At 62.7% G+C, this 24,490-nt stretch carries 22 protein-coding genes and 1 pseudogene; 12 read left to right on the top strand and 11 right to left on the bottom strand.

Going from position 1 to position 24,490, the window contains the following annotated elements:
* Positions 1-138: 138 nt before the first annotated feature.
* Complete coding sequence (locus H4V98_RS03150; RefSeq protein WP_196862671.1) at positions 139-774, bottom strand: flavin reductase family protein; 636 nt, start codon at positions 772-774, stop codon at positions 139-141.
* 78 nt (positions 775-852) lie between these two features.
* A complete protein-coding gene (locus H4V98_RS03145; protein ID WP_196862687.1) occupies positions 853-1,269 on the bottom strand; it encodes a hypothetical protein in 417 nt (138 codons plus the stop codon).
* Positions 1,270-1,633: 364 nt separating this feature from the next.
* On the opposite strand from H4V98_RS03145, the gene H4V98_RS03140 reads away from it, so the two are divergent.
* The 4 genes from H4V98_RS03140 to H4V98_RS03125 all read left to right on the top strand — a co-directional run bounded on the left by H4V98_RS03140 (position 1,634) and on the right by H4V98_RS03125 (position 4,068).
* Positions 1,634-2,194: a DUF1439 domain-containing protein gene (locus H4V98_RS03140; RefSeq protein WP_231374609.1), complete on the top strand. Its 561-nt coding sequence runs from the start codon at positions 1,634-1,636 to the stop codon at positions 2,192-2,194.
* A 95-nt stretch (positions 2,195-2,289) separates the two neighbouring features.
* Complete coding sequence (locus H4V98_RS03135; RefSeq protein WP_196862466.1) at positions 2,290-2,712, top strand: VOC family protein; 423 nt, start codon at positions 2,290-2,292, stop codon at positions 2,710-2,712.
* A 46-nt stretch (positions 2,713-2,758) separates the two neighbouring features.
* The gene (locus H4V98_RS03130) at positions 2,759-3,166 is read left to right on the top strand and encodes a hypothetical protein (protein ID WP_196862467.1); all 408 of its coding nucleotides are present in this window, start codon (positions 2,759-2,761) and stop codon (positions 3,164-3,166) included.
* On the top strand, positions 3,139-4,068 hold the full coding sequence (locus tag H4V98_RS03125) for a hypothetical protein (RefSeq protein WP_196862468.1): 930 nt from the start codon (positions 3,139-3,141) through the stop codon (positions 4,066-4,068). Before H4V98_RS03130 ends, H4V98_RS03125 begins: the two co-directional genes overlap by 28 nt.
* 235 nt (positions 4,069-4,303) lie before the next feature.
* Here the strand turns inward: H4V98_RS03125 and sbcC are convergent, their stop codons facing one another.
* The 3 genes from sbcC to H4V98_RS03110 form a co-directional block, all read right to left on the bottom strand.
* Positions 4,304-7,768, bottom strand: a complete 3,465-nt coding sequence (gene sbcC, locus H4V98_RS03120) for an exonuclease subunit SbcC (protein WP_196862469.1) — start codon at positions 7,766-7,768, stop codon at positions 4,304-4,306.
* On the bottom strand, positions 7,765-9,009 hold the full coding sequence (gene sbcD / locus H4V98_RS03115) for an exonuclease subunit SbcD (protein ID WP_196862470.1): 1,245 nt from the start codon (positions 9,007-9,009) through the stop codon (positions 7,765-7,767). The genes sbcC and sbcD overlap by 4 nt, the downstream gene beginning before the upstream one ends.
* Before the next feature lie 348 nt (positions 9,010-9,357).
* Positions 9,358-10,335 carry a metallophosphoesterase gene (locus tag H4V98_RS03110; protein ID WP_196862471.1) on the bottom strand — a complete coding sequence of 326 codons (978 nt, stop codon included), beginning with the start codon at positions 10,333-10,335 and terminating at the stop codon, positions 9,358-9,360.
* 284 nt (positions 10,336-10,619) lie between these two features.
* On the opposite strand from H4V98_RS03110, the gene H4V98_RS03105 reads away from it, so the two are divergent.
* Entirely contained in the window at positions 10,620-11,000 is a 381-nt protein-coding gene (locus H4V98_RS03105; protein WP_196862472.1) for a VOC family protein, read from the top strand.
* A 16-nt stretch (positions 11,001-11,016) separates the two neighbouring features.
* Here the strand turns inward: H4V98_RS03105 and msrA are convergent, their stop codons facing one another.
* Together msrA and msrB are read right to left on the bottom strand one after the other, a co-directional pair.
* Positions 11,017-11,637: a peptide-methionine (S)-S-oxide reductase MsrA gene (gene msrA, locus H4V98_RS03100; protein ID WP_196862473.1), complete on the bottom strand. Its 621-nt coding sequence runs from the start codon at positions 11,635-11,637 to the stop codon at positions 11,017-11,019.
* Positions 11,634-12,038 (bottom strand): peptide-methionine (R)-S-oxide reductase MsrB, encoded by a 405-nt coding sequence (gene msrB, locus H4V98_RS03095; protein WP_231374610.1) that lies wholly within the window; start codon positions 12,036-12,038, stop codon positions 11,634-11,636. The genes msrA and msrB overlap by 4 nt, the downstream gene beginning before the upstream one ends.
* A gap of 415 nt (positions 12,039-12,453) precedes the next feature.
* Between msrB and H4V98_RS03090 the strand changes: the two genes are divergently transcribed.
* The 3 genes from H4V98_RS03090 (at position 12,454) to H4V98_RS03080 (ending at position 14,469) form a co-directional block, all read left to right on the top strand.
* Positions 12,454-13,203, top strand: a complete 750-nt coding sequence (locus H4V98_RS03090; protein WP_196862475.1) for a tRNA-uridine aminocarboxypropyltransferase — start codon at positions 12,454-12,456, stop codon at positions 13,201-13,203.
* 73 nt (positions 13,204-13,276) lie between these two features.
* Positions 13,277-13,528: a hypothetical protein gene (locus H4V98_RS03085; protein WP_196862476.1), complete on the top strand. Its 252-nt coding sequence runs from the start codon at positions 13,277-13,279 to the stop codon at positions 13,526-13,528.
* 236 nt (positions 13,529-13,764) lie between these two features.
* Positions 13,765-14,469, top strand: a complete 705-nt coding sequence (locus tag H4V98_RS03080; RefSeq protein ID WP_280757267.1) for a glutathione S-transferase N-terminal domain-containing protein — start codon at positions 13,765-13,767, stop codon at positions 14,467-14,469.
* A gap of 46 nt (positions 14,470-14,515) precedes the next feature.
* Here the strand turns inward: H4V98_RS03080 and H4V98_RS03075 are convergent, their stop codons facing one another.
* Complete coding sequence (locus tag H4V98_RS03075) at positions 14,516-15,154, bottom strand: methyltransferase domain-containing protein (RefSeq protein ID WP_196862478.1); 639 nt, start codon at positions 15,152-15,154, stop codon at positions 14,516-14,518.
* A gap of 430 nt (positions 15,155-15,584) precedes the next feature.
* On the opposite strand from H4V98_RS03075, the gene H4V98_RS03070 reads away from it, so the two are divergent.
* Entirely contained in the window at positions 15,585-16,421 is an 837-nt protein-coding gene (locus H4V98_RS03070; protein ID WP_196862479.1) for a transglutaminase family protein, read from the top strand.
* Positions 16,422-16,573: 152 nt separating this feature from the next.
* Here H4V98_RS03070 and H4V98_RS03065 read toward each other — a convergent pair whose 3' ends face one another.
* Positions 16,574-18,304 carry a tannase/feruloyl esterase family alpha/beta hydrolase gene (locus H4V98_RS03065; protein ID WP_196862480.1) on the bottom strand — a complete coding sequence of 577 codons (1,731 nt, stop codon included), beginning with the start codon at positions 18,302-18,304 and terminating at the stop codon, positions 16,574-16,576.
* A gap of 618 nt (positions 18,305-18,922) precedes the next feature.
* On the opposite strand from H4V98_RS03065, the pseudogene H4V98_RS03060 reads away from it, so the two are divergent.
* Together H4V98_RS03060 and H4V98_RS03055 are read left to right on the top strand one after the other, a co-directional pair.
* A pseudogene (locus H4V98_RS03060) lies at positions 18,923-19,141 on the top strand (aldo/keto reductase); the annotation flags it as partial.
* 259 nt (positions 19,142-19,400) lie between these two features.
* On the top strand, positions 19,401-20,426 hold the full coding sequence (locus H4V98_RS03055; protein WP_196862481.1) for an SDR family oxidoreductase: 1,026 nt from the start codon (positions 19,401-19,403) through the stop codon (positions 20,424-20,426).
* 62 nt (positions 20,427-20,488) lie between these two features.
* On the opposite strand, the gene H4V98_RS03050 is transcribed toward H4V98_RS03055, so the two are convergent.
* Both H4V98_RS03050 and H4V98_RS03045 read right to left on the bottom strand, forming a co-directional pair.
* Complete coding sequence (locus tag H4V98_RS03050) at positions 20,489-21,058, bottom strand: DUF427 domain-containing protein (protein WP_196862482.1); 570 nt, start codon at positions 21,056-21,058, stop codon at positions 20,489-20,491.
* A 57-nt stretch (positions 21,059-21,115) separates the two neighbouring features.
* On the bottom strand, positions 21,116-22,024 hold the full coding sequence (locus tag H4V98_RS03045; protein ID WP_231374627.1) for a formylglycine-generating enzyme family protein: 909 nt from the start codon (positions 22,022-22,024) through the stop codon (positions 21,116-21,118).
* Between the two features lie 387 nt (positions 22,025-22,411).
* Between H4V98_RS03045 and H4V98_RS21585 the strand changes: the two genes are divergently transcribed.
* On the top strand, positions 22,412-24,361 hold the full coding sequence (locus H4V98_RS21585; protein ID WP_348535215.1) for an alpha/beta fold hydrolase: 1,950 nt from the start codon (positions 22,412-22,414) through the stop codon (positions 24,359-24,361).
* The last annotated feature ends 129 nt before the right edge of the window (positions 24,362-24,490 follow it).

The raw sequence follows: 24,490 nt of genomic DNA, 5'->3' as shown, positions 1-24,490 counted from the left end.
GCTTCGGATGGCTCCGGTGCAGTGGATTGCGGGGCAGGCCCGCAATGACAGAAAACAAAGGAATGCCTCGGGTCGAAGAAGCCCGCAGGTCACGAAAACCCGGCGGCCCGGCCTGAAAATCCAGCCTGCAACCCCGCCTCACTTCGGCCGGTACATCCTGAACAACTGCTCGGGGCCGATGCTGAAATAGTCGCCCGGCCCGCCGCCGCGCAGGATGTGTTCAGCACCCGCCGTGTCGTACACGCCGTCTTTCAGCAGGCGCTGCGCAATGTGCACCGCCACCACTTCGCCCAGCACCAGCCAGGTCGGTACTTGCACGCCATCGGCACCCTGGAGCTGGACGATCTGCGTGGTGCGGCATTCGAACGACACCGGGCTTTCCTGCACGCGCGGCACAGAAATCACCTGTGACGGCACCGGCGTCAAGCCTGCCAGCTCGAATTCATTGACCTCGGGCGGCACGGCGGCGCAACTCTGGTTCATGGCTTCGGCCAGCGGACGCGTTGCCAGGTTCCAGGCAAATTCGCCGGTCTGCTCGATGTTGCGCACCGTGTCCTTGTAGCCGACGCTGGAAAAGCCGACGATGGGCGGCGTGTAGTTGAAGGCGTTGAAAAAGCTGTAGGGCGCCAGGTTCAGGCCGCCGGCCGAACTGCGCGACGAAATCCAGCCGATGGGACGCGGCCCGACGATGGCGTTGAACGGGTCATGCGGCAGGCCGTGGCCGTTGCGTGGTTCGTAAAAGTGGATGGTGTCAGGCAAGGAAGGGCTCCGCAGTGGGGAAACAGGGTTCAGGGGCAGAACGCACCTTAACGCAAGCCGCCCGGCCTGCCTGTCGCCCTTGTGGCGCGCGGGCTAGCGGCGGTCCGGGCGGCCATCGCCGTCACGGTCCCGCCTGTGGCTGCGCTCCCCACGGTTGGGCACGTCATTGTTGTGGGGCCGGCGGTCCAGGCGGTTGCGAACGCCGTCACCGTCCCGGTCGCGGTCGAAGCGGTCTGGAATGCCGTCGCCGTCCCGGTCGCCGTGGCCACGACCCGGACGCGGCCCCGGCACGACAAGCACCGACGGAGGGAACGGACGGCTGTAGCCCCGTGGGTAGCCATAGCCGTAACCATCGGAGCGGTAAATCGTGCCGCCGCCCTGGATGTACACCGGCTGCTGGATCACCTGGGGCGCCGGTACGTCGTAGCCGTAGCTTCCATAGCCCGGCGACGGGTACACGGCGCAGCCGCTCAGGGTTGCAGCCGCGCAAAGCGCTAAAAATGTTTTCATGAAAGCTCTCCCGTCACATGCCCGCCATAAACGACAAGCCAATGCATTGTGGTCTGGCGACGTTTCGCAGCAATGCGAGTCTGTCAACAATGCATGTTTTGTCGTTACCAGATGTAGATTATTGCCGGGATAATAAACTCTTTATTGATAGCAATAAATGCTTATGTCTATTGCGCAAATCGCCTTTTTGATTCAAAACCCGTGCATGGCTGCCAACGCATTCGCCTGTTCAGTGGAACCGACCCGGCCGCAGCGCATCTGACAATGAAATAGTGGTGCAAAACCGCAGGCCACAGGCACCACAGTGCGGCGCTTGCACACCGCATGGCTCCCAAACACAAGGAAACGGATGAATCGCAGACGCATGCTGACACTCCCCGCCTGGCTGCTGGCGACCGGCGCGGCGGGTCCGGGCTTTTTCGTGGCGCACGCATCGGACCGGCCCGGCTACACCGTGTCCATCGGCCAGCTGGAGCAGGTCGTTGCCGAGCGGTTTCCGCTGCGTTACCCGGCCGGCGGGCTGCTGGACCTGACGCTGCTGACGCCGCGCCTGCGCCTGCTGCCGGAACTGAACCGGCTGGGCGCCGAGATGCCGGTCGAAGCCGCCGGTCCGGCGCTGGGCCGCCGCTACGGCGGCACGTTCGATCTGGATTTCGCGCTGCGTTATGAAGCGCGCGACCGCACCGTCCGGGCGCACCGGTTGCGCGTCAATACGCTGCGTTTTCCTGACCTGCCGCCGGGACCCTCGGCGCTGCTTGAGGTTTACGGACCCGCGCTGGCCGGGCAGGCCCTGGGCGAAGTCGTCTTGCACACCCTGCGCCCGCAGGACCTGGCGCTACCCGACGCCATGGGGCTGCAGCCCGGCAGCATCACCGTCACGCCACAGGGGCTGGCGGTCAGTTTCGTTGTCGCGCCGCCCCGCTGAAACCACCTGCCGCCCTGCATCCGGTCGCTTGCAATTGGAAACGCCGGTCTGCTGACCCACGCTGATACTCGCGCCATTTGAAGATGAAGGACCGCATGGCGACCAAGATGTATGTCAACCTGCCTGTCAAGGATCTTGACCAGTCGATCGACTTTTTCACGCGTCTTGGCTTTGCCTTTAACCCGCAGTTCACCGACAGCAACGCCACCTGCATGATCGTTGGCCCCGACAGCTTCGTGATGCTGCTGGTCGAAAGTTTCTTCAAGACCTTCACGTCCAAGAAAATCTGCGATGCCCGCCGGCAAACCGAAGTGCTGATCTGCCTGTCCTGCGACAGCCGGGAACAGGTGAGCGACATGGTCGGCCAGGCCATTGCCTCAGGCGGCACGACGCCCCATCCGCCACAAGACCATGGCTTCATGTACCAGCATGGCTTTCAGGACCTGGACGGTCATTTGTGGGAACTCATGTACGTCGATGCCGTCGCCATTTCACCGTCTGATTCCGCGCTGTCCTGAACGCAAAAGCAAGCTGCCCATCGGGGCCGACACAAAGCACAAGACCATGGCTGCCGCGCTGACGGTCATGAACGGAAACAGTTTTGACAACCTGTGCACGAAACGCACGGCGTCGATGGCCAACGGCAGGCTATCGGGCTGCGGCAAAAGTCAAAAAACACAGTGCCTCCGGATTGAAAGCCATGTCCCGCAAAACGCTGCCGACACCGCATGCCAGGCAAGGCGCGGTGGCCACGCCAGCCAAAAAGCAAGCAAGCCAGCCTGCGCGCGCGATACGCGCCTTAAATCCCTTGCAAACCACAGTCGGTGCATGACCAGGAATCAAAATCCAGTTACTTTTGCAACAAGACGTGAAGCCAGAAACGGTTTTATGGCAAATAATGCAGTGCTGGCAGGTTTCGATTCTTTTCAGGCAAGGGCACGCACATGGACTCCGCAAGTTTTACCGTCTTGATCGCCGTCACCGGCCTGGCTGGAGGCGCGGTGTTGTGCTGGCTGCTCATGCGTGGCCGCAGCACCGCCCCAACACCGCAGGCCATGCTGCAGCAGGCAGAACTGGCGCAGGCCAAGGGCCGCATCCGCCAACTGGATGACGAACGCAAGCTGGCCATCAAGAACTACGAAGACCTCAAGCACGAAACCGCCCGGGCGCGCAGCGTGACCAATGCGGTCAGGAAAGACACCGTGCTCCCGGCCGAACATGAAGCTCAGATCGCGGCCCTGCAGGTGCAACTGGTCGTGTTGCAAGCGCAGGAACAGGCCAGCCGCGCCGATGCCGCCCAGGCCAGGTCCGAAGCCATGGCTCAGCAAACCCAGGCCAAAGACTATTTCCGCTCGCTGGAAAAAAACCAGCAAACCGCCGCCATCAGCGCCCAAGCGCTCAAGCGGGAGACCGACCAGCTGCGCCAAGCGCTGGACATGGCCCAGAAAGAGCAGGCCCTCGCCGCCCAAAAGGCCGCTCAGGTGCCCGCACTGCAAGCCCAACTGGCCGCACTGCAAAGCCAGAACCAAAACACGATCAACCAACAATCGGCAGAATCCGTCGAAGCCTTGAAGCGCATCCAGGCCCGTGTGCTGACGCTGGAGCAGGAAAACGCCACCCTCAAACTCAGCACTGCCGCCTTGGCCGCGCCTGCACTGTCAGCCCGTCCAGCCGCTGCATCGACCCTGCAAGCCACGCAATTGCCGGCGCTGGAAGAACAGGTGCTGGCACTGCAAAATCTGGAAAAAGCCATCAAGAAAGAGTTTTTGCTACTGACTGAAATCCAGCGCAACGTGACGCTGACGTCTGCCACGCGCCACGAGTTCCTCGACAGCGCCGAGTCACACACCACCGGCAACGCGAAGACTGCCTGAAGCCGGGCTGTTGGGCCAACGGCAACGCCCGACAGCTATTGGCCCTGGCACACCAGCCCTGCCGCGCCCGGCGCGCTGGGGGCACTTCCCCTGCACTGTTTCGATGAACACCACATACATGAAGCAGCCCCGCTTTCATGGACGCCGTTCAGCCCTGCGCCTGACGCGCATCAATCTGAAACCGCAGTTTCCGCGCGTGCAGCCTTTGACCACGGCGGCCAAGCCCCGCAACCCACTACACCACCACCACGCGCGAATGCCCGACGCCGCCGCCCTTCTCGACCCGAATCTGCGCGGGAATGCGCTCTTTCAGGCTTTCGACATGGCTGATGACGCCAATCATCTTGCCGCTGGCGTTCAGCGTGTCGAGCGCATTGAGCGCGATTTCCAGCGTGTCGCCGTCGAGCGTTCCAAAGCCTTCGTCCAAAAACAGTGAGTCGATGGACGTCTTGTTGCTGACCAGGTCAGACAGCGCCAGGGCCAGCGCCAAGCTGACCAGAAAGCTCTCGCCCCCTGACAGCGTGCGCGTGTCGCGCGCCACCTCGCCCTGCCAGGCATCGACGATGTCGAGTTCCAGTTCGCCCGTAGCCTTGCGGCGCAGCAGGTAGCGGCCATGCAGGCGCGCGAGATGGCGATTGGCAAGCAGCAACAAATGGTCGAGCGTCAGCCCTTGCGCAAACTTGCGGTATTTGTCGCCACGGGCCGAACCAATCAGGCCGTCCAGCCGTTGCCAGAGGTCGGTTTCTGCCGTTTGCAACCTGATTTCTTCATACAGGGCTTGCTGGCTTTCACGGCGCTTCGTGTCGCTGGCCAGCTCTTCACGCCGGGCACCGACTTGTTCGCTGAGCATGTTGCGCTGCGTTTCCAGCGCGGCCAGCGCTGTCACGATTTCCTCCAGTTGCAATGGCGTGAGCGCTTGCGCAGCCACCCGCGCTTGTTTGCCTTGCGCTTCGCGCAACAGCACATCGGCCTGCTGCCTGGCAGTGTGCAGCGCTTCCTTCAATTGCGTCAGCCGCTGGCGTTCTTCAGGCGGCAACAATGCGGCAATGTAAGCGGCCAGGCCGGCAAACGGGCTGGTGGCCAGTCCCGCTTGCCACGTCGCGGCCGCTTCGGTCGATGTCAGGCGCTGCCGGACGAGGTCGGCATCGACCTGGGTTTTTTGGCCTTGCAGTGCGGCCATCGTTTGCTGCAGGCGGCTGACTTCCCTGGCGCACAGCGCCAGGGCGGCGGGCAAGTCATCGGCGACACCGAAGGGAAAATCGGCCAACGGCGTGGCCTGTTCGCCAGCGCTGGCGCGCAAACTTTCCCATTGCGCTTGCCACAAGCCAGCTTTTTCCTGCGCGGCTTCGCACTGGCTTTGCTGGCGCGTCAGGGTTTGCGCAAGGGTTTGCAGTTGGGTCTGAGTCGATTGCCAGTCTTGCCATTCGTTTTCACGCTGCTGCAACCACGGTGCGGGTTCTGGCGGCATGCTGAAACCGGCTTCGTCCAGCGAGGCGGTCAGGCCCATTTCCAGTTCGGACAGTTCCAGCTGACGCGCTTGCGCGGTTGCCCGCAGTTCGGCTTGCCGTTCCTGTCCGGTCGTTATCGTTTGCTGCAACAGGGCTAACGCGTTCCGTGCGGTTTGCAAGCCGTGGGCTTGGGCGTGGCAGGCTTGCCGAGCGCGGTTGACGGCCTCTTCGCCCTGCTCTGCGGCCTCTACTTGTCGGGCGAGCCCGGCCAGCGCCTGCTCAATGGCTTCGCGCCGGGCGCGCAGGCCAGAAGCATCTTGCCAGTCGCTTGCACCGGGCAGCGGTTCACAGGGGCTGGGGCTGATCAGCGCCACCTGTTCGCGCCATTGCGTCTGGCTGTCGGCGATATCGTGGGTATTTTTTTCTTGCTGGATCAGCCAGCCGGCTTGCGTGGCGCGGCTGGCGGCCAGCGCATCTCTTGCATCCTGGCCTTGCGTAACCAGGGCATCCAAAGCGGCCTGCTTTTCCTTCAAGGCTGCTTCTGTCAAAGAAACATCCAGCGCCTGGTACTCGGCAATGGCGGGATGCGCCTGTGCGCCGCACAGCGGGCAAGGATCCCCCGGCTGCAGCGCCCGGCGATGATCTTCCAATTTCTTGATGAGGTTCTCTTGATGTAGCAGCTTTTGCTTGTCTTGCACCTGCGCTTTCATGTCCTTATGCTGTTCGAGCAAGGCAAGCCGTGTTTTTTCTTGCTGGTCGATCTTGATCTGGCAGTCTTGCAGCTGCGTTGCCCGCGTGGTTTGCTGGCCAGCCAGTTCACGGCATTGCCGCGCCAAGGTTTCCAGCTGCTGCCAATGGTTCAGGCGGTTCTGGCCGGATTGCGCCTGCTGGCGCAATCCGGCCGGCGTTTGCCCGGCCAGTCGCTGGGTTTGTGCTGCCTCGGCCTGCTGGTGCGCGGTGTCGGCGTCGGTGCTGGCCTGTTCGGCGGTAGTCACCGCCGCGTTGCGGGTGACGAGCTGGCGGCTGCGCTCGGCCTGTTCGTCATCCAGTTTTTTCGCGGCCAATTGCTGCGCAGCCGCGGCCTGCTGCAGCTTTTGGCGTTGGTCAAACTGTTGCCGCCAGGCACCCAGGTGCGCGCCCAGCTTGGCGCGTTGCGGATGAGCGGCGCAAAAGTCGTCAAGCTGCTGGCGCTTTTGCACTGTCAGTGCCAATTGCGCCTGCGCCTGTTCGGCGATGCGGCTGGCGATGGCGTGGGCGCTGTGATGCTGCTGGTCATGCGCGGCCTGCTGGCTTTCGTGCTCGCCGTGCAGCGCCTGCAGCCTGGTTTCGCTGGTGCTGCAGGCGATTTCAGCGTGTTGCCACGCCTGATGCAGCGGTTGCAACGCCTGCGCCGGTTCGCTGTCGGCCAAGCGGCGCAATTCCGGGGCGGCGGCTTCGAGCGCGGCGTCGGCTGCCCTGCGGTTTTGTTCAGCCGCTTGGGCGTCCTGTTCGCTCTGCGCCAAGTCGAGCCGCCACTGCCGTTGGGCCTGCGTGTTCTGGTGCTGGCGTTGCACGTCGCCCAGTTGGGTGCCAAGGCGAATCACCTCGTTCTGCATGGCTTCGCGCGCCTCGGCTGACAACAGCTCCATGCCCTGCGCGCGTGCCTTGAGCTGGTCCAGCTGCTGCCGGGCGTCGCGCGCCTGCTCAAACACTTTTCTGGAAATATCGCCGTAGATTTCGGTGCCGGTCAGCTCTTCCAGCAGTTCGGCCCGCTCGTTCGCGCTGGCGTTCAGGAACGCCGCGAAACCGCCTTGCGCCAGCAGCATGGACTTGGTGAAGCGCGGGAAGTCAAGGCCGGTAATGGACGCAATGAGTTTGAGCTTTTCGCCGCTTTTATCACTGAGGATGGTGCCGTCGCCAGTCGCCAGTTCGACTCTTGGCGCTTGCAGCGCGCCACCCACTTTGTCGCGGGCGCAGCGCTGGCTCCAGAAGGCGCGGTAAACGATGCCCTTGACCTCGAATTCCACCTCCGCCAGGCAGTCAGCGGTGTGGCGCGTCATGATGTCGTTGGCTGAGGCCGAGATGCTTTTGAGTCGCGGTGTCTCGTGGTACAGCGCCAGGCATATGGCGTCGAGCAATGTCGATTTGCCCGCGCCGGTCGGGCCGGTGATGGCAAACAGGCCGTTGTCCACAAACGGAGCCTGGGTGAAATCGATTTTCCATTCGCCCTTGAGCGAATTGAGGTTTTTAAGGCGAAGGCTGAGGATTTTCATGCGTCGCTTTCCTGCAAACCGGTGACGATGGCGCGGTAGCGTTCACGCAGGGCCAGTTGCAAATCTGGCGTCAGTTCTTCTTGCGACAGGCGGCGGTCAAACACATCGTGCGGGCTCAACTCGTCCAGGGTTTCGCTGGCCTGGGCGGCCAGCCGGGCGGCTTCGTTGCCGCGTTGGCGGCGAATGCGCAGCACCTCGACCGGCAGTCCGGCGGTCAGTGCTTCAATGCGCACCGGCAAGTCGGCCAGATAGTCGTCTTCAACCACCGTCACCTCCAGCCAAACCGGGCGTTCGGGCGTGCCGTCGGCGGCGGCAGTGCGAATCGCTTCGGCCAGCGTGGCCAGGTTGCCTGTGACCGAAGCCAGCGCCTGAAAACGCGGCACGGGCAAGGACGTGATGGCGTGCAGGCCGCTGGCGTCCAGGTCCACCAGCAACACCTGTTTTTGCTGGCCCGCCTCGTCAAAACTGAGCGGAATCGGCGAGCCGCAATAGCGGATATGGTCCAGCCCACCGACAGATTGCGGCTGATGGATATGGCCCAGCGCGATGTAGTCGACCGGCGGAAAGGCGCTGGTCGGAAAGGCGTTCAACGCGCCGACATAGATTTCGCGCACCGACTCGCTGGTGCTGGCGCCCACAGTCGTCAGGTGGCCGGTGGCAATCAGCGGCAGCTTGCGGCCCAGTTCGCGCTCCAGCGCAGTGCGGCGGGCGCTGGCGGCATCGAACACGGCGCGGTAATGCGCCTGAATCGCCAGCTGCAAGGCGTGCTGCTTGTCGTCGGCGCTTTGCCCGGCCTGGCTTTGCAGCACATCGCGCGGGCGAATGAAGGGAATGGCGCAGACGACGCAGCCGGCTTCGCCTTGCACGCCCGGCGCGCCGCGTTGCGGCAACACCACGACTTGTGCCTCCGATTGTCCGGCTGCGGCGACGACCGTGGAACTCAGGCAGGCCAGCAGCGCCCGGCTTTCGCCCAGTGTGGCCACCGAGTCATGGTTGCCGCCGAGCAGCAGCAAAGCCGCGCCAGCCCCGTGCAGGCGCACCACCAGCTGGCTGTACAACTCGCGTGCATAGCTGGGCGGCGTGCCGGTGTCGAAGATATCGCCTGCAACCAGCACCGCATCGACCGCATGCGCCTCGACCTGCAGCAGCAACCAGTCAATCAAGGCCTGGTGTTCGGCCTGACGACTCTTGCCCATGAAATGCTGGCCAAGATGCCAGTCCGAAGTGTGAAGGAGGCGCATGGGTGAAAAAGTAGTAGAAAGATTCGGGCTGGCTTACAGGGTCATTTGTCAGCAAGTTCAACCGCGTTGGCTGCGCAGTTCCCTGAGCAGGTTGACGTTTTTCCTGAGGTCGGCATCGCCAATGGCGGCACCACTTTTGAAAACCTGCCGGGGTTTCGCGAAGGCGCGGCGCAAGGGAAGTATCTGGCTTGTCTGCACGACCCTGAGGGCGAAAAGATCTGCACATGCACATGCACATGCACATGCACATGCACATGCACAGGCCCGCCTGACAGGACGGGCTCGGGCGCGAGAGGGCGCGTCCTGCAGGCATGGCCCGCCGTGGACACAGGCCGCAACCCGCTTTTTTTACTGCTTCTTGCGGCAGTCAAACGCGCCTTCGTCCCGCACGGCGTCGTCCACGTCAATAAACCGCCACCTGGCATTGCCTGCCGACAGCGACAAACGCATCACGCCAAAGGTTTCCAACTGCTTCTGGCTGCCCGCACGCACCGTGGCGTGCGCGTAAGTTTCTGCACCACCGGTGCCCACTACAAATGAGCGCATGCCGCCGGTGGCGGACAGGGTGCCGTCTGCGGTCATGGGGGCAAAGCGCTCGTATTGGTGCTCGTGGGATTGCAGCACCACATCGGCCTTGGCCTTGTCCAGGATGTCCCACATCGCGGTCATTTTGGTGTTGTCACCATCGGGGGCCGAGGTGAACCGGGCGTGGTGCCAGGCCGCCGCCACGCAGGGCTGCGCGCTGGCCAGTTCCTGCCTGAGCCACTGTGCTTGAACTGAAGCGGCTGTCGCATCGATGTTGCTGTTCAGCGCAAACACAGTCCAGCCGTTTTGGTCAATCCGGTAGTAACCGGTGCGCTTGCCATCGGGGTTGGCCTTGGCACCAAAATAACCGAAGTAATCGTTGCTGTCGCCACCTTCATAGTCGTGGTTGCCTGGAATCGCGAAGGTTTTGGCGATAAACCGGCCCCAGGTTTTTTCATAGCAATCGGTGTAGCCAAGGTTGGAGCCGGCCACAAAATAGGCATTGTCGCCAAGCGTCAGCACGTTGGAATTGCTGCCGGCGTCAGCCAGTTGCCGCTCGACCAGCTTGGCTGTCTTTTCGGCAGCCGTGTCGCGCGGAGGCCGCAAAAAACACTGCGCAATATCGCCTGCAGTCATCAGTTCCCACGGTGTCGTGGGGTTGGCCTGCAAGACCGTAGGCGTGGCGCCGCCACCGTCGCCCCCGCCACAAGCCACCACCGCCGCGCCGACAAGCACGGCCAGCAAACCGGATCGAACTGAGCGAATGACTTGCGTGGTGCCCGGCCAAAAGTTCTTGCGCATACCGTTGTCTTTCTCATTGACTGCATGTTGGACCTCGCATATTAACTGGCGGGTCCAGCCAATCCCGCTGCACCAGCGCGCCCATGCCCACCTCTGCATTCCGGATGGGCCGTGCCGATACCGAGACAACGAAAACCCTGAGTGGCGCAAGCAGCCAGTGCGAGCGAGGAGTGCGAAATGCACCGGCGGCTCGCTTGTCAAGCGCGGGACGGAAAGCGCTGGCCATTGCCACTACCATCTTATGAATATATTTCGCCCAATTTTGGGTTTTAAAGGAGCAAGCAATGTTCAGTCATGTGATGTTGGGTGTGAATGATCTGGAAGTTTCAAGGAAGTTTTACGACGCGCTGCTGGGCACGCTGGGGATTGCCCCGGGGGTTGCCAACAAGAACCGCTATTTCTACCGCAGCCCTGCAGGCACGTTTGCCATCACAACGCCCATCAATGGCGAGCCCGCGACACACGGCAATGGCAGCACCATCGGGTTTGACATGGCTTCGCCGGAACAAGGTGACGCGTTCCACGCCGCCGGCATCGCCAATGGCGGCACGGATTGTGAAGAGCCACCGGGGTTTCGGGATGGCGCAGTTGGCAGGATCTACCTGGCTTATCTGCGCGACCCTGACGGCAACAAGCTCTGCGCGTTGCACCGCCCGGCCAAATAAGCCAGGCGGCAACCGCTCAGGGCTTCGTGCCCCAGACTTCGGCAACGCGGCTGTCTCTGCCGCATGTCAGGCGGTAATAGTTGTAGCGCAGCGGGTTCTTCTTGTAGTAGCTCTGGTGGTAGTCCTCGGCCAGGTAAAAGGCCGATTCCGGTGCAATCTCGGTATGGATTTCCTTTAGCACGCCGGACTTCAAAATAGCCGCCTTGCTGGCTTCGATCACTGCTTTTTGTGCCGGGCTGTTGTAGTAGATGGCGCTTCGGTATTGGTCGCCGACATCGCAAAATTGCCGGTCCTTCACGGTCGGGTCAATGTGGCGCCAGAAGAAGTCGAGCAACACCGGGTAGCTGACGACACGCGGGTCATAGGTCAGGCGAACCGCCTCGGTGTGGCCGGTGCCGCCCGCGCTGACCGTCTGATAGGTGGGATTGGCAGTCTTGCCGCCCGTGTAGCCCGATTCGGCGGCGATCACACCGGGCAGTTTTTCAAAGTCGGCTTCCACGCACCAGAAGCAGCCACCGGCAAAGATAGCCGTGGCGGTCTGGCCTGCTGCGGCTGGCGCCGCGGAAGTCTGCGCGCCGGCCTGGCCGATCAGCAGGGAAAGGGCCACGGTGGCCAGCGATTGAAGCCAGGTTTTCATGTGCGTAACTCCGGAAGTTTTTCGCCTGCGGGAATGAATTGAAGCGCAACGCCGTTGTTGCAATAGCGCAAACCGGTGGGTTGCGGGCCGTCCTTGAACAGGTGGCCCTGGTGGCCATCGCAGCGGGCGCAGTGGTATTCGGTGCGTGGCCAGATCATGCTGAAATCACGGCGTGTCTCGACCGCTTCGGGAATCACATTGAAAAAGCTCGGCCAGCCGGTGCCGCTGTCGAATTTAAGTTCGCTCTTGAACAAAGGCAAATTGCAGGCAAAGCAGACATAGGTTCCGGCACGCTTTTCGTCGTTCAGCGGACTGCTGCCAGCGCGCTCGGTGCCGTCCTTGAACAGCACGGCGTAGTTGGCGGCGGGCAACTGTTGCTGCCAATCGGATTTGGATTTCATGAGTTTGGTCATTGCCATGGAAAGCTTGCTTTGGGATAACACGGCCCAACCCAGACCAGCCCGGGCTAAGCCTTGCAGGATTTTGCGACGTTTCATGTTGACTCCTGTGACGTGGTGATGGGAAGTAACCCAAAATAACAGACCTGTCACGTCAGTTGGCTTCACACGATTTTCTTACCCGTCATGAACATCCCTGGGGAAGCCGAACTGTCTGACAGCGCGAATTCATCGTGATTTACCAGTCTACGCAGTATGGCCCTGTGGTGGCGTGGTGCGTGCCAACAACCCGTTTGGCCACCGAGCCATTTGCAGCCCATCAGCTTGGGGATCGAAGCGCGCCAGCAGACCGGAATGTGCGGTGGGGCGGTGGGGCGGCGCGGCTTGCCGGCGGCCTTGCTGCGCTAGACTTCTGCCCATGCCCCACGCCGTTTCCCGCCTGCGCACTGCGCGACTGGCGCGCAGTTCCAAACCTTTTCTGGCCCGTGGCGGGCCGCGCGGCGAGCGCTGCGCCGGTTGCCGCCTGATTCACAGCCACTGCCTGTGCGCCCTGCGCCCGGAACTGCCCACGCGCGCCGGGGTGTGCCTGCTCATGGCCGACATCGAGCCGCTCAAGCCGAGCAACACCGGCTGGCTGATTGCCGATGTGGTGGCCGACACCTTTGCCTTTGGCTGGGCGCGCACCGAGGTCGACCCCGCGCTGCTGGCGCTGCTGGCCGACCCGCAGTGGCAGCCTTACCTGGTGTTTCCGGGTGAATTCGTGGCGGGCGGGCGTGTGGTGTCACAGCTGCAATCGGCCGATCCGCCTGACGGCAAGCGGCCGCTGTTTGTTCTTCTGGATGCGACCTGGCCCGAAGCGCGCAAAATGTTTCGCAAGAGTCCCTACCTCGACCACTTGCCGGTGCTCAGCTTGCAAGGCGAGCAGCTTTCGCGCTACCGGCTGCGCCGCGCCAAGCGCGCAGACCATTTTTGCACCTCGGAAGTCGCTGGTCTGTGCCTGGAACTGGCCGGCGAGACGCATGCAGCACAGACGCTGGAGGCCTACCTGGATGTGTTCACCGGCCATTACCTGAACGCCCGCCAGCAATTGCCCGTGGACGCGGATGACACGGCACACCAGCGATTGCGCAGCCTGCGCTTGCCAGGCGGCAGCGGCGCTGCTGCCTGACGACAAGTTGGCGTCGGCGACAATCGTCCCCTACCCCAAGGCAACCTCGCCTCACCAGAAAAGCAGCCACACCATGACCGAAGACCTGAACCGAAAAAACGAACTGAAGAAGATGGCGCTGTGCGAATCGTGCGCCGGCATCCAGCGCAACTGGCGCAAGGCACCGGGCCATCCCGAACTGGTGCAGGGCGGCAACCGCCAGGAAAAGCGCGGCGCCAGTCTGGTCACCCTCACCAGCTACCGCTGCGACCGCTGCGGCACAGCTTGGGAGTACGAGAACAACCGCGCCAACCAGCAAGCCGGCTGGTCGGTGGTGGGGCGCTAATCCACGCTGCCAGCTCGGTTGCGCCAAAAAGTGCACAACCCACCTTGAATTTTCAGAAAAAAAGCACAAAGCGCCAAAGCGCATATATACCGCCTGACGGCTGTTTTTTTCCCGTGACTGATCCACCTGCGTTTCCAGGGTGGACTTGCGATGCGCCGCTATAGGCCAATGGCCTTCAGGCCAAAATGCGGGCTCCCGTGGGGCCTTCGTCCTGCGTTCATCCTCCAGGAACACGAATGAACGATCTTGCCGCCTTTCCCGTGACACAAAAATGGCCCGCCCTTCACCCTGACCGGCTTCAGCTGTATTCACTGCCCACGCCCAACGGCGTGAAGGCGTCGATCATGCTGGAAGAAATCAAGCTCCCCTACGAAGTGCACCTGGTCAGCTTTGAAACGCAGGACCAGATGACGCCAGAGTTCCTGTCGCTCAGCCCGAACAACAAGATTCCGGCAATCCTGGACCCGAACGGTCCGGGCGGCAAGCCGCTGGCGCTGTTCGAGTCGGGCGCCATCCTGCTTTATCTGGCCGACAAGACCGGCCTGTTCATGGCGCAGGACGCGGCCGGGCGCTACGAAACGATCCAGTGGCTGATGTTCCAGATGGGCGGCATCGGCCCGATGTTTGGCCAGCTGGGATTTTTCAGCAAGTTTGCCGGCAAGGACTACGAAGACAAGCGCCCGCGCGATCGCTACGTGGCCGAAGCGCGCCGCCTGCTCGGCGTGCTGGACCGGCGCCTGGAAGGCCGCGACTGGATCATGGGCGCGCACTACAGCATTGCCGACATCGCCACCTTTCCCTGGATTCGCAACCTGATTGGCTTCTACGAGGCCGGGGAACTGGTGGGCTTCGACGATTTCACACAGGTCAAGCGGGTGCTGGCGGCTTTCGGGGAGCGGCCGGCGGTGGTCAAGGGACTGGGCATTCCAAAACGGCCCTGAAGCTGAAGCGCAGAATCCGAAAGGCGGGGCTCCTGCCCTGCCCGGCTCACGCCTCGGGTTTGGTCCAGGTGAACACGCGGACTGGCGGCACGTTGGCGATTTCCCACTTCTTTTCGGGCGTGCCAAGGTAAGGCGACATGAAACCGGAAACATGCGCGCGCACCTGGTAGGCAACAAAGCGTCCGCCAGGACGAAGCACTCGGGCCACGCTGGACGCCACGCGGTCCGAAACCCCGGCCGGCATGGTGGAAAACGGAATGCCCGAGATGATGGCATCGGGCGCAGGCAGCCAGCGCGCTTTCAAGAACTCGTCAAGGCGCTCTGCACTGCCTAGTTCCAGGCTGAAACGCGGGTCGTGAATGGACGCATGCAGGCGATGGTGAAACTCAGTGTCCAGCTCGATGGCCAGCAGCTGCGCGGTGGGCATCATGGCGCGCAAAAACGCAGAGGTCGTTCCGCCGGTGCCCGGCCCCAGTTCAACCACCATGCGCGCGTCGCTGATGCGCGCACTGCGCACCAGGCGCTGCTCCAGCTGTCGTGAACTCGGGATGATGGAGCCGACCTGGGCCGGATTTCGCACAAAGCCGCGAAGGAACTGGAAACTGTCCCGCAATTGGGCAAAGGCCGGACTGACGCAAGGTACGGCGACCTGGCCTGCCTGCCCTTCAACGCGTTGCTGGTTCATGGTGCAAATCCTGTCCTGGCGGTGGTGTTTTGAGTCGGTGCTGCGTTGTGATGCACAAGCTGCCTCTTTGAAGCGTCGCAGCAGCGCTGTCGTCTGCTTTTATTCTGAAGCAGCCGCATGCTGGCGTTTGTCAGACGCTGCCTTGTCAGCATGGGTAGATTTACCCTCCTGCGCGCCGGCTCATCGGCTAGCAAGTCAGGATAAGCGTCAGGGCGAAGAAGATTTTTTGCTACTTTTTAAATAGCATTAAACTTATGCTGGTTGTGCGCCATTGCCTTTTTTGATGAAATTTTTATTTATCCGATCTGAACTTTTGGCTAAAACAGAGCGCACCTGCACCGCAGTCGGGTTTCGGACTACAAGCCGGACATTGCAGGCACGCTAAGCTAGAGCTTCCGGCGACATCAATGTAATTTTTTACTTTTTTTCCATGAAGCTCAAAGCTGCCTGTTCCATCAGCGTGACCGCTGCCTCTGATTGCCCCATGGTGGCAATGCTGCGCCCACGCAGTGGCCAGACTCAGTGGGTCGTCAGCGAACGCTACGACCTCGACCCCTGGGTGCCAGTGGACGAGTTTGCCGACGGCTATGGCAACCTGTGCCAGCGTCTGGTCGTGCCGCAGGGGCAGATGCAGATCAACGTTGAAGTGGTGATGGAAGTCGAAGACCACATCGCGATTGCGCACGACGCGCCCAAGACCCCCATCACCGAACTGCCGGCCGATGTGCTGCACTATCTTCTGCAAAGCCGCTACTGCCCGTCGGACATGATGCAGGATCAGGCATTGACCGTGGTCGGACTGGCACTGCCCGGCTATGCGCAGGTCGAAGCGATACGCGCCTGGATTTACGACAACCTTGAATACCGCTATGGCGTCAGCACGGCAAGCACTGATGCACTCGACACGCTGGAGCATGGTGCAGGCGTGTGCCGTGATTTTTCGCATGTGGGCATCGGCCTGTGCCGCAGCCTGCAGATTCCGGCGCGCATGGTGGTCGGCTACCTGTACGGGCTCAAACCGATGGACCTGCATGCGTGGTTCGAGGCATTTGTCGGCGGACGCTGGTACACCTTTGACGCCACGCAGGACGCACCGCGCGGCGGCCGCATCGTGCTGGGCTATGGCCATGACGCGGCCGATGTGGCGTTTATCTCGGACTATGGGCTGCAGCCGCTGCAGCTTGACGACATGCAGGTCGAGGTGACGGCGGTTGAAGGCCTGGCGAATGACCAATCGAATCAATCCGGCAGCGCGGCTTTGAAGTAATGTGATTTCTGGTACTTGATGCGTGTTGCAGGCTGTAGCGTTTCCAAAGCACTGGTGCCAGTACAAAACGATACAAAAACGCCCGTTCAGGAACGGGAATTTTTATTTGATGACGTCGGAACAGCGCCCGACGGTGTGAGGCCCGTTATTCGTTATTGCGTGACGCAGGCATAGCTCGGGGCCACGTTGATGTCACCTGCGCCTTTGTACTTTGCCCAGGACGGGTAGTCACACAGCGGCCGGGTTCGGCCCGGAACGCCGGCCGTGTCGGCCACCACCTGATTTGGCGGAGCCGCACCCTTTTCAACCCAGTTTTCAAGCGTGGTCAACGAGTCCCAGGACGCATTGAACACACTGCTGACGGCATGCCCGTAACCGGGAATCTCGTAATACCGGGCAAAGCTGTCAACCTTGGCCGCCCCCATGGTGTTGCGGATGCGGTCCCAGTACTGCTCGGTCGCCCTGGTGCTGACAAGCGCATCATGCGATCCGTGCGCCATCAGGATCTTGCCACCTTTGGCCTGGAAGGCCGACAAGTCGGACTTGTTGAGGTCCTGGATGCCTGTCAGTTCGACAATCCGCGCTTGCAGGCTGCCGGGATTTTGCGGGTCCAGGCTCAAGGAGTTGAAAGTCGGATCGCGTGTCACGAAAAACCGCACCCACTGGTCCCAGAAGGTGCTGCCGTAAGGTGGGCTGGTGGTCGCAGTGATCAAAGGCATGGGATTGGCAGGCTGCTCGGTTCCCAACGACAGCGTCAGAACGGTCGGCTGTAGCGGACTGGTGCCCGGAATTCCAAAATCGGTTCCCCAGGTGTTGAAGCCCGGGTAGGTGGTTTCACCGCTGGCCAGCGCATAGTTCAGGGCAAGTGGCGTGTTGGTGACATTGAACGCGGTGATCTGCGCATCGGACAGGCAGGTATCCCCGGTATCGGCACCACCAACGCAACGTATCGGCGTACCGTTCAGGGTTGCCGTGGCGGGGTCAAAGCTTGCATTGCAAGCTTTGACATTGCTGATCAGCCCGTCGGTGACGCCATCGAGCGCGTCACACGCGGCCAGCGACGCGTCATACAACACCTTGCGTTTGGCCCGGCTTGGGTAGGCGCCCGGCTTGGCAAGCTCCCTGGTGATGCGACCAAATTGCAGGTCCAGGCTGGCGGCATTCCAGGCGGGATACAAAACGATGGCACCGTCGAAATCCTGCGGCCAGTTCTGCACCGCAATCAAGGCTTCCCGTCCGCCCGTGGAACCGCCGGCAAAATAGGTCTTTTTCACGGTGTCGGCATAGCGCGCCTGGATGATCGTGATGGCGGCATCACGCGTTTTCTTCAACGCATCGGAAGAAAAGTTTTTCAGTGCCTCGTCGTTTGCGCCAAAGGTGCCGTCACGGCTGCCATTGGCATTGGCCTGGTGGCCAGAGTCGCTGCCAAAGGTGGCGTATCCGCGCGCAAGCGGCGTCGGCTTGTCGATCGGCCCGGCGGGAACGTTGCCAGCGCCGGTGGCAATGACGCCGTTGTATCCGCCACCCCCAAACATCATGGCCTTGCTGTTCCAATTCACAGGCAAATTCACCTGAAACTTGATTTTTGGTGCGTTGGTGTCCACCGGATTGATGTCGCCCAGCACCTTGCAATATTCCGCCACGGCTGCGACACCGGTCCCGGCTGCGGGAACCAGCACGGTGCTGGTCACGACAGCACCGGTCGTCGGCAAGCCAATCGAAGCGGCCGCAATGGTCAAGCCATTGAGTTCGGTGCAAGTCTTGGCGACCTGCGCCGGCGGCGGTGGCGCCGGGTTGTCGCTGCCGCCGCAGGCGCTCAGCGCCAGTATGGCAGCGGCCAGCGTGGTCAGTTTCAAAGTCGTGTTCTTGGATGCAATGGTCATGTCTCGCCTTCTTATGTTGAATTGTTCATTCACCTGCGCGCGACGCACACCTGTTTCTCAACAACTTCGGCTTGCAGCCAACTTGCCCTTCAGGGGTGCGGACCTTCAGCAGTCCGCAAAAATGCCGAGCAAACTGTTGAAGCCATTCGCATGATGGGCTGCAACATCGGGCGTTTCAATTCCGTATGACTACTTACCGGGGTAAGCGAGCTTGACGATTGCATAAAAAAATACGCGGTTGTCTCTGGCTTTGTTTCCTGAAAAGCCATCCCTGCCAGCGCACGGCTGACCTGCGGCAGTGGCGGTTGCCACCAGACAAAAAGAAGGCATGTTTGCCGTAAGGGGTCCGCGGATTCATTGCCCTTGCCTTGCGTGGCTTATGAAGTTCAGGCAAATTTGGCGCATGCTTATTCCGCCATTTCCCTCCCGTGGTGCAGACCGGCGCACCGCCTTGCGCCTGTCCGCACGCGCACTCGCCGCCCTGTCCGTAGCCGCGCCCTGGTGGGCAGGGGCGCTGGCCCAACCCGTGCGACCTGCGCCATCGCTGGCCCTGCCCATGACAGCCCCCATCAACACCCGACCGATTCCCTCAACCGGCGAAGCGCTGCCGGTCATTGGCTGCGGCGCCTCGCGGGCAAGCCGCTGCCCGGCTGGGCACCGGACATCGGCTGCACCAGCTGGGCGCAGGTGCTGCTGAAATTCGTGCTGAGCCACCCGGCCGTGACCTGCGCGATTCCAGGCACCGGCCGGTCCAGGCACAGGCAGGACAACCTGGCGGCAGGCCGGGGCGGCGTGCCCGATGCGGCATTCTGGCGCCAGCATGCGGATTCGCCGTAGGCGTGAGGGCTGACGACGCGCTATAAGCTATCGAATCAATAGCTGCTTGTGCTTACGCTGCTTGCGCAAAGGGCTGATTTCTCTGTTATCCATGCTTGCTGCGCCTGCTCGCCGTGTGTGCCCAACCCGAACAGACAAGTCGCTTCAGGTACACACCAGCCGCCGCCTGACCCGGGCCGGCACCTTCGCCGATTGACAGCCGGTTTTTTGCACCGGACGATTCAACCCATCGACCACTCCTTACTTCCAGGCCAGCCCCATGCCCCACACCCAAGCCAATCCCTTCCCGGCGCCCGTCGTCGTCCTGACCGGCGCCTCCAGCGGCATTGGCCACGCTGCTGCGCTGGCCTTTGCGCGTGCAGGCGCCAAGCTGGTGCTGGCCGCGCGCGGTCCCGAGGCGCTGGACAAGGTGGCGGCCGAATGCGCGCTGCTGGACGCGCAGGCGCTGGCCGTGCCGACCGACGTGACCGATGCCGACGCCATGCAGGCGCTGGCAGAGGCGGCCCTCCAGCGCTTTGGCCGCATCGACGTCTGGATCAACAACGTCGGCATCGGCGCCATCGGCGCGTTTGACGCCACGCCGATGGAAGCGCACGAGCGCGTGATCGCGGCCAACCTGCTGGGCCACATGAACGGCGCGCATGCAGTGCTGCCGCATTTTCGCCAGCGCGGGCGCGGCACGCTGATCAACATGATCTCGTCGGGCGGCTGGGTTCCGGCGCCGTATGCCGCGGCCTACACCGCCAGCAAGTTCGGGCTGCGCGGCTTTTCCGAGGCGCTGCGGGCCGAACTGGGCAACCTGCCCGATGTGCATGTCTGCGAGGTCTACCCGACATTTGTCGACACGCCGGGCCTGTTCCACGGCGCCAATTACACCGGCAAGCGCCTTCGCCCGCCGCCGCCGGTGCTGGACCCGCGCACGGTGGCCAAAGCGCTGGTGGCGCTGAGCCGGACGCCGCGCAACGTGACGGCGATTGGCAGCGTGGCGATCCCCGGGCGGCTGGCGCATGCCGTCGCGCCCGGGCTGACCGGCCGCCTTGCACGCTGGCTGACCGACCGGGCGCTCGAGCGCGCCGGCCCGGCGCCGGTCACCAACGGCAACTTGTTCGAGCCGTCGCGTGTGCACACCATCGACGGCGGCCACCGCACGCTGGCGGTGCGCGCCATGCCGGTGGCCGCCGTGGCGCTGGCCGGCGCGGTCGGGCTGGGGCTGATGTGGGCGATGCGCCCGCGTCGGCCGCACAGCACGCGACGGGTGGCGAAACGGGACAGGTCAGCGCGCTGAATTGCCCACCCGGCGCACGGCCACTTCAGTCCGACGGCTGAAGGTCGTTTGCCGTTTACCGTTCACCAGCCGCCTGAACCCGGTCCGCCCTTGAACGGCCCGACCACCTCGGGCGTGATCCAGCCGGCATAAAAACCGCCCGGTTGCGGCTGCACCCGCAGGCCGTCCACGAAGCATTCCAGGTGCTGCGGGTAAAACCCGAAATGGCCGGCCAGCGCGTCGTATGGCGCCATCGGCTGCGTGTACGACCAGGCCACGCGGTCAAGCGCGACACCGCCGGGCAGCGGCACCGACCAATAGGCCGCCTCACCTTTCCATTCGCAGTGCGACGTGCCGCCCGCCGGCACCAGACGGTCGATGCGAACGTCTTCTTTCGGCAGGTAAAAGCCCGGCGGGCTGGCGGTTTCCAGCAGGCGCAGCGCCCGGCGGCTGCGGGCAATTTCCAGACTGCCGGCCATCACGACCACTTCGCGGCTGTCAGCCGCCAGCCGGGGCGGGCGCGGATAGTCCCAGACCGATTCCTGGCCCGCCTTCGTCGGCAGCGCAAACGCCGGGCGTTCGCGGCCCACGTGCTGCCAAAGGGAAGTGGCGTGGGCCAGGCGGTCGGCATCGCTTCGGTTCATGCGGTTCATGGGGCGCTCCTGGAAAATGGCATGTCATTGAATCAAATCCGTCCATTTTTTCAGCACTCAGCGGTCTGCGCTGCCGGCTTCCAGCAGCAGCCGCATGCCGACCAGGGTATAGCGGGTCTGCGGCGAATTCCAGTTGCGGTAGCTGCAGCGCGAATACAGTGCCCAGGTGTGCCACGAACCGCCCCGGCGCACGCGCACCGAGCCATCGGCAGGGCCGGGCGGATCGACGGCTGGCGAGGCGGCGTAATAGGCCTCGTCATGCCAGTCGGCGGTCCATTCCCAGGCATTGCCCAGCATGTCGTAGAGGCCGAAGGCGTTCGGCCGATAGCTGCCGACCGGCGCAGTGAAGGCATGGCCGTCTGACCCTGGCTGCGCCTGGGCGCGCAACGCCGGCCAATAAGCGGCGGCATCGGCGTCAAAGGTGTTGGCGATCTGCAGCAGCGACCCGGGCGAATTGCCGCTGTAGTAGCGCGAGGTCGATCCGGCGCGGCAGGCGTATTCCCACTCGGCTTCGCTCGGCAGGCGGTAGCGGCGGCCTTCTTTGCGGCTCAGCCAGCGGCTCATCGCCACGGCGTCGTTCCAGGTGACGTTGAGCACCGGGTGTGTGTCGTCCTGCGCAAAGCCCGGATTGCGCCACGAATACTTCGGGTCGCGGCCTTCAAACAGGTCACCGCGCTTTGAGGCCGCCGGGTCATAAGCGGGGTTGTAGCCATAGCCACCGGTGCCGTCAGCCACTGATTCAGGCACATGGCCCGAAGCCTCGACGAACCGGCGAAACTGCCCGACCGTGACCTCATGCTGGCCAAGGAAAAAAGGCCGGCTGATGCGCACCCGATGCACCGGCGCCTCGTCGCTCAGCTCGGCGAAGCGCCACGCCTCGTTCTGCGGATAGTCACGCGCCAGCGCCTGCGGGGTTTCGTCGCTGCCCATCAGGAATTCTCCGGCGGGCAGCCGGACGAAGGTCATGCCCAGCGAGTTTTCAAGCACTTCGGGCCCGGGCAGAATGGGCGTTGAAGTGCAAGCTGCCAGAAATAGCGGGCTGGCGAGCAGAAAAAGCAGGTTGTGTGGGTTCATGATGTTTCAATTTGTGAACTTGGAAGCGCCACTTTAGGGCATCTGGCGAAGCCTGTCCTTACGGTGGTGCAGCCGGCGCAGTGCATGCTTCCCGACGCTGGCTGCTTGAAAACACATCCATACGAAGGCTGCAGCAGGTCTGGCAGGCATGGGAATTGCTGCTTTCAAGCTCAACACGTGTTCTAACGAATTCGTCAGGAATGTCTCTGGTGCGAGGATTCTTTCAGACCTATGCTTTTCTCCTGCCCTGAAGGCCTTTTTCTGCACCGGATGCATGCCATGAATGTTGAGCGGCGCCATCACGTTCAGGTAGCCGGAAGCGGTCCGGTCACCCTTTTCTTTGCCCACGGCTTTGGCTGTGACCAGACCATGTGGCGGCTGGTGCAACCGGCCTACGCCCGGCGTTTTCGCACCGTGACCTTCGACCTGGTGGGCGCTGGCCAGTCCGACCTGTCGGCGTATGACCCCCAGAAATACAGTTCCCTGAAAGCCTATGCCGATGACGTGCTGGAACTGATCAGTCAATTCGGCCAGGGTCCGGTGATGTTCGTTGGCCATTCGGTCAGCGCCATGATCGGCCTGCTGGCCAACCTGAAGGCGCCCGGCCACATCGCCGCCCACGTCATGATCGGCCCCTCGCCGTGCTACGTCAACGACGGGGATTACAACGGCGGTTTTGAGCGCGCGGACATCAATGCACTGCTCAGCGCGATGGACAACAACTACCTTGTCTGGGCTGGCACGATGGCGCCGGTCCTCATGGGCGCGCCCGACCGGCCTGAACTCGGCGCGGAACTCGCCAGCAGCTTTTGCCGCACCGACCCGGACATTGCGAGGCAGTTTGCCCGCGTCGCCTTTTTGTCCGACCACCGCGCACAACTGCCCCGGTTGATGACGCCCACGCTGATCCTGCAATGCAGCGACGATTTGATCGCCCCGGTCTCGGTGGGCCATTACATGCACCAGGTCCTGCCGCACGGCACGCTGAAGATTATCCACAACACGGGCCATTACCCGCACCTGACCGCGCCCGGCGCAATCACCGAGGCGATCGATGCCTTCCTGACCAGCCAGGGACTGGAAACACAAAACGCCAGCCCTTCGACAAGGGCCAGCGAAGCGCAGGACCTGCTCGACCAGGCTCCCTGCGGGCTGGTGCAGACCGATGCCCAGGGACTGCTGCGCCAGGCCAACCTGACGTTTTGCCAATGGCTGGGCTACACCCCGGGCGAACTGGTCGGCCAGCGCAAGCTGCAGGACCTGCTGACCACGGGCTGCCGCATTTTTCACCAGACGCATTCGCTGCCCCTGCTGCAGTTGCAGGGGTCTGTGTCGGAGGTGCGGGTTCAGATGCTGTGCAAGGACGGCCAGAGACTGCCCATGCTGCTCAATGTGCGCCGGCACGCGCAGCAGGGCGGGATGGCGGATGAATACGCCTTGTTTGTCGCGCAGGACCGCGACAAGTATGAAAAGGAACTGGTGCGGGCGAGAACCGAGCTTGAAGCAATGGTGGCGCATGCCAATGAGCTGCAGGCGCAAGCGAGCGACCGGGCGATGCTTGCCGAGCAGATGGTCGGCATCGTCAGCCATGACCTGCGCAATCCGATCGCGGCGATGCTGATGGGCGCCGAACTGCTGGGCAAGTGCGGCGTCACCCCGCGCCAGTCGGATGTGCTGGCCCGCATCGTAAGGGCAGGCGATCGGGCCAACCGCCTGATTGCCAATCTGCTGGACCTGACCCAGGTGCGGCTGGGCAGCGGCCTGTCGGTGTCCCCAGCGGCGATGGAATTGCACGCCGCGGTGGCCGGGGCGGTACAGGAGTTGTCGCAGGTGTTTCCCGACAGCGTGCTGCGCCATGTGCAACAGGGGCCCAGCCGGTGCATCGCCGATGCCGACCGGCTGGTGCAATTGGTTGGCAACCTGGTGTCCAACGCCATGGCCTACGGCGAGCCCGGCGCGCCGGTGGTCGTCACCTCGGCACGGGAAAATGCATTTTTTTCGCTCTCGGTGCAGAACCAGGGCCTGCCCATTCCCGCCGACATCATGGACGGACTGTTCGAACTCATGGTGCGGGGCTGCGATCAGGTGAACAGCGGGCGCAGCGTGGGCCTGGGCCTGTTCATCGTGAGTGAGATCGCCAAGGCCCACGGCGGCAGGGTGTCGGTCACTTCGACGCCCGAGGGCGTAACGACCTTTTCCGTGGTGATTCCGCAAGCGCCTGACCTGTGAAAAACCTGAAACGCTATTTTTTTAATAGCTGCCAGCGTTTGATGCACCTGCGCAAACCCCTTATTTGATGCAAAACGACTGACGGGATAAGGCCAGGCGCAGCGGCCGCCGGCGTTGAGCCGGTTTTCC

This window comes from Polaromonas sp. CG_23.6 (assembly GCF_029892315.1).
Classification (GTDB): domain Bacteria; phylum Pseudomonadota; class Gammaproteobacteria; order Burkholderiales; family Burkholderiaceae_C; genus Polaromonas.
The sequence above is the reverse complement of the archived record's forward strand: the minus strand, read 5'-3'. Positions and strand labels throughout refer to the sequence as shown.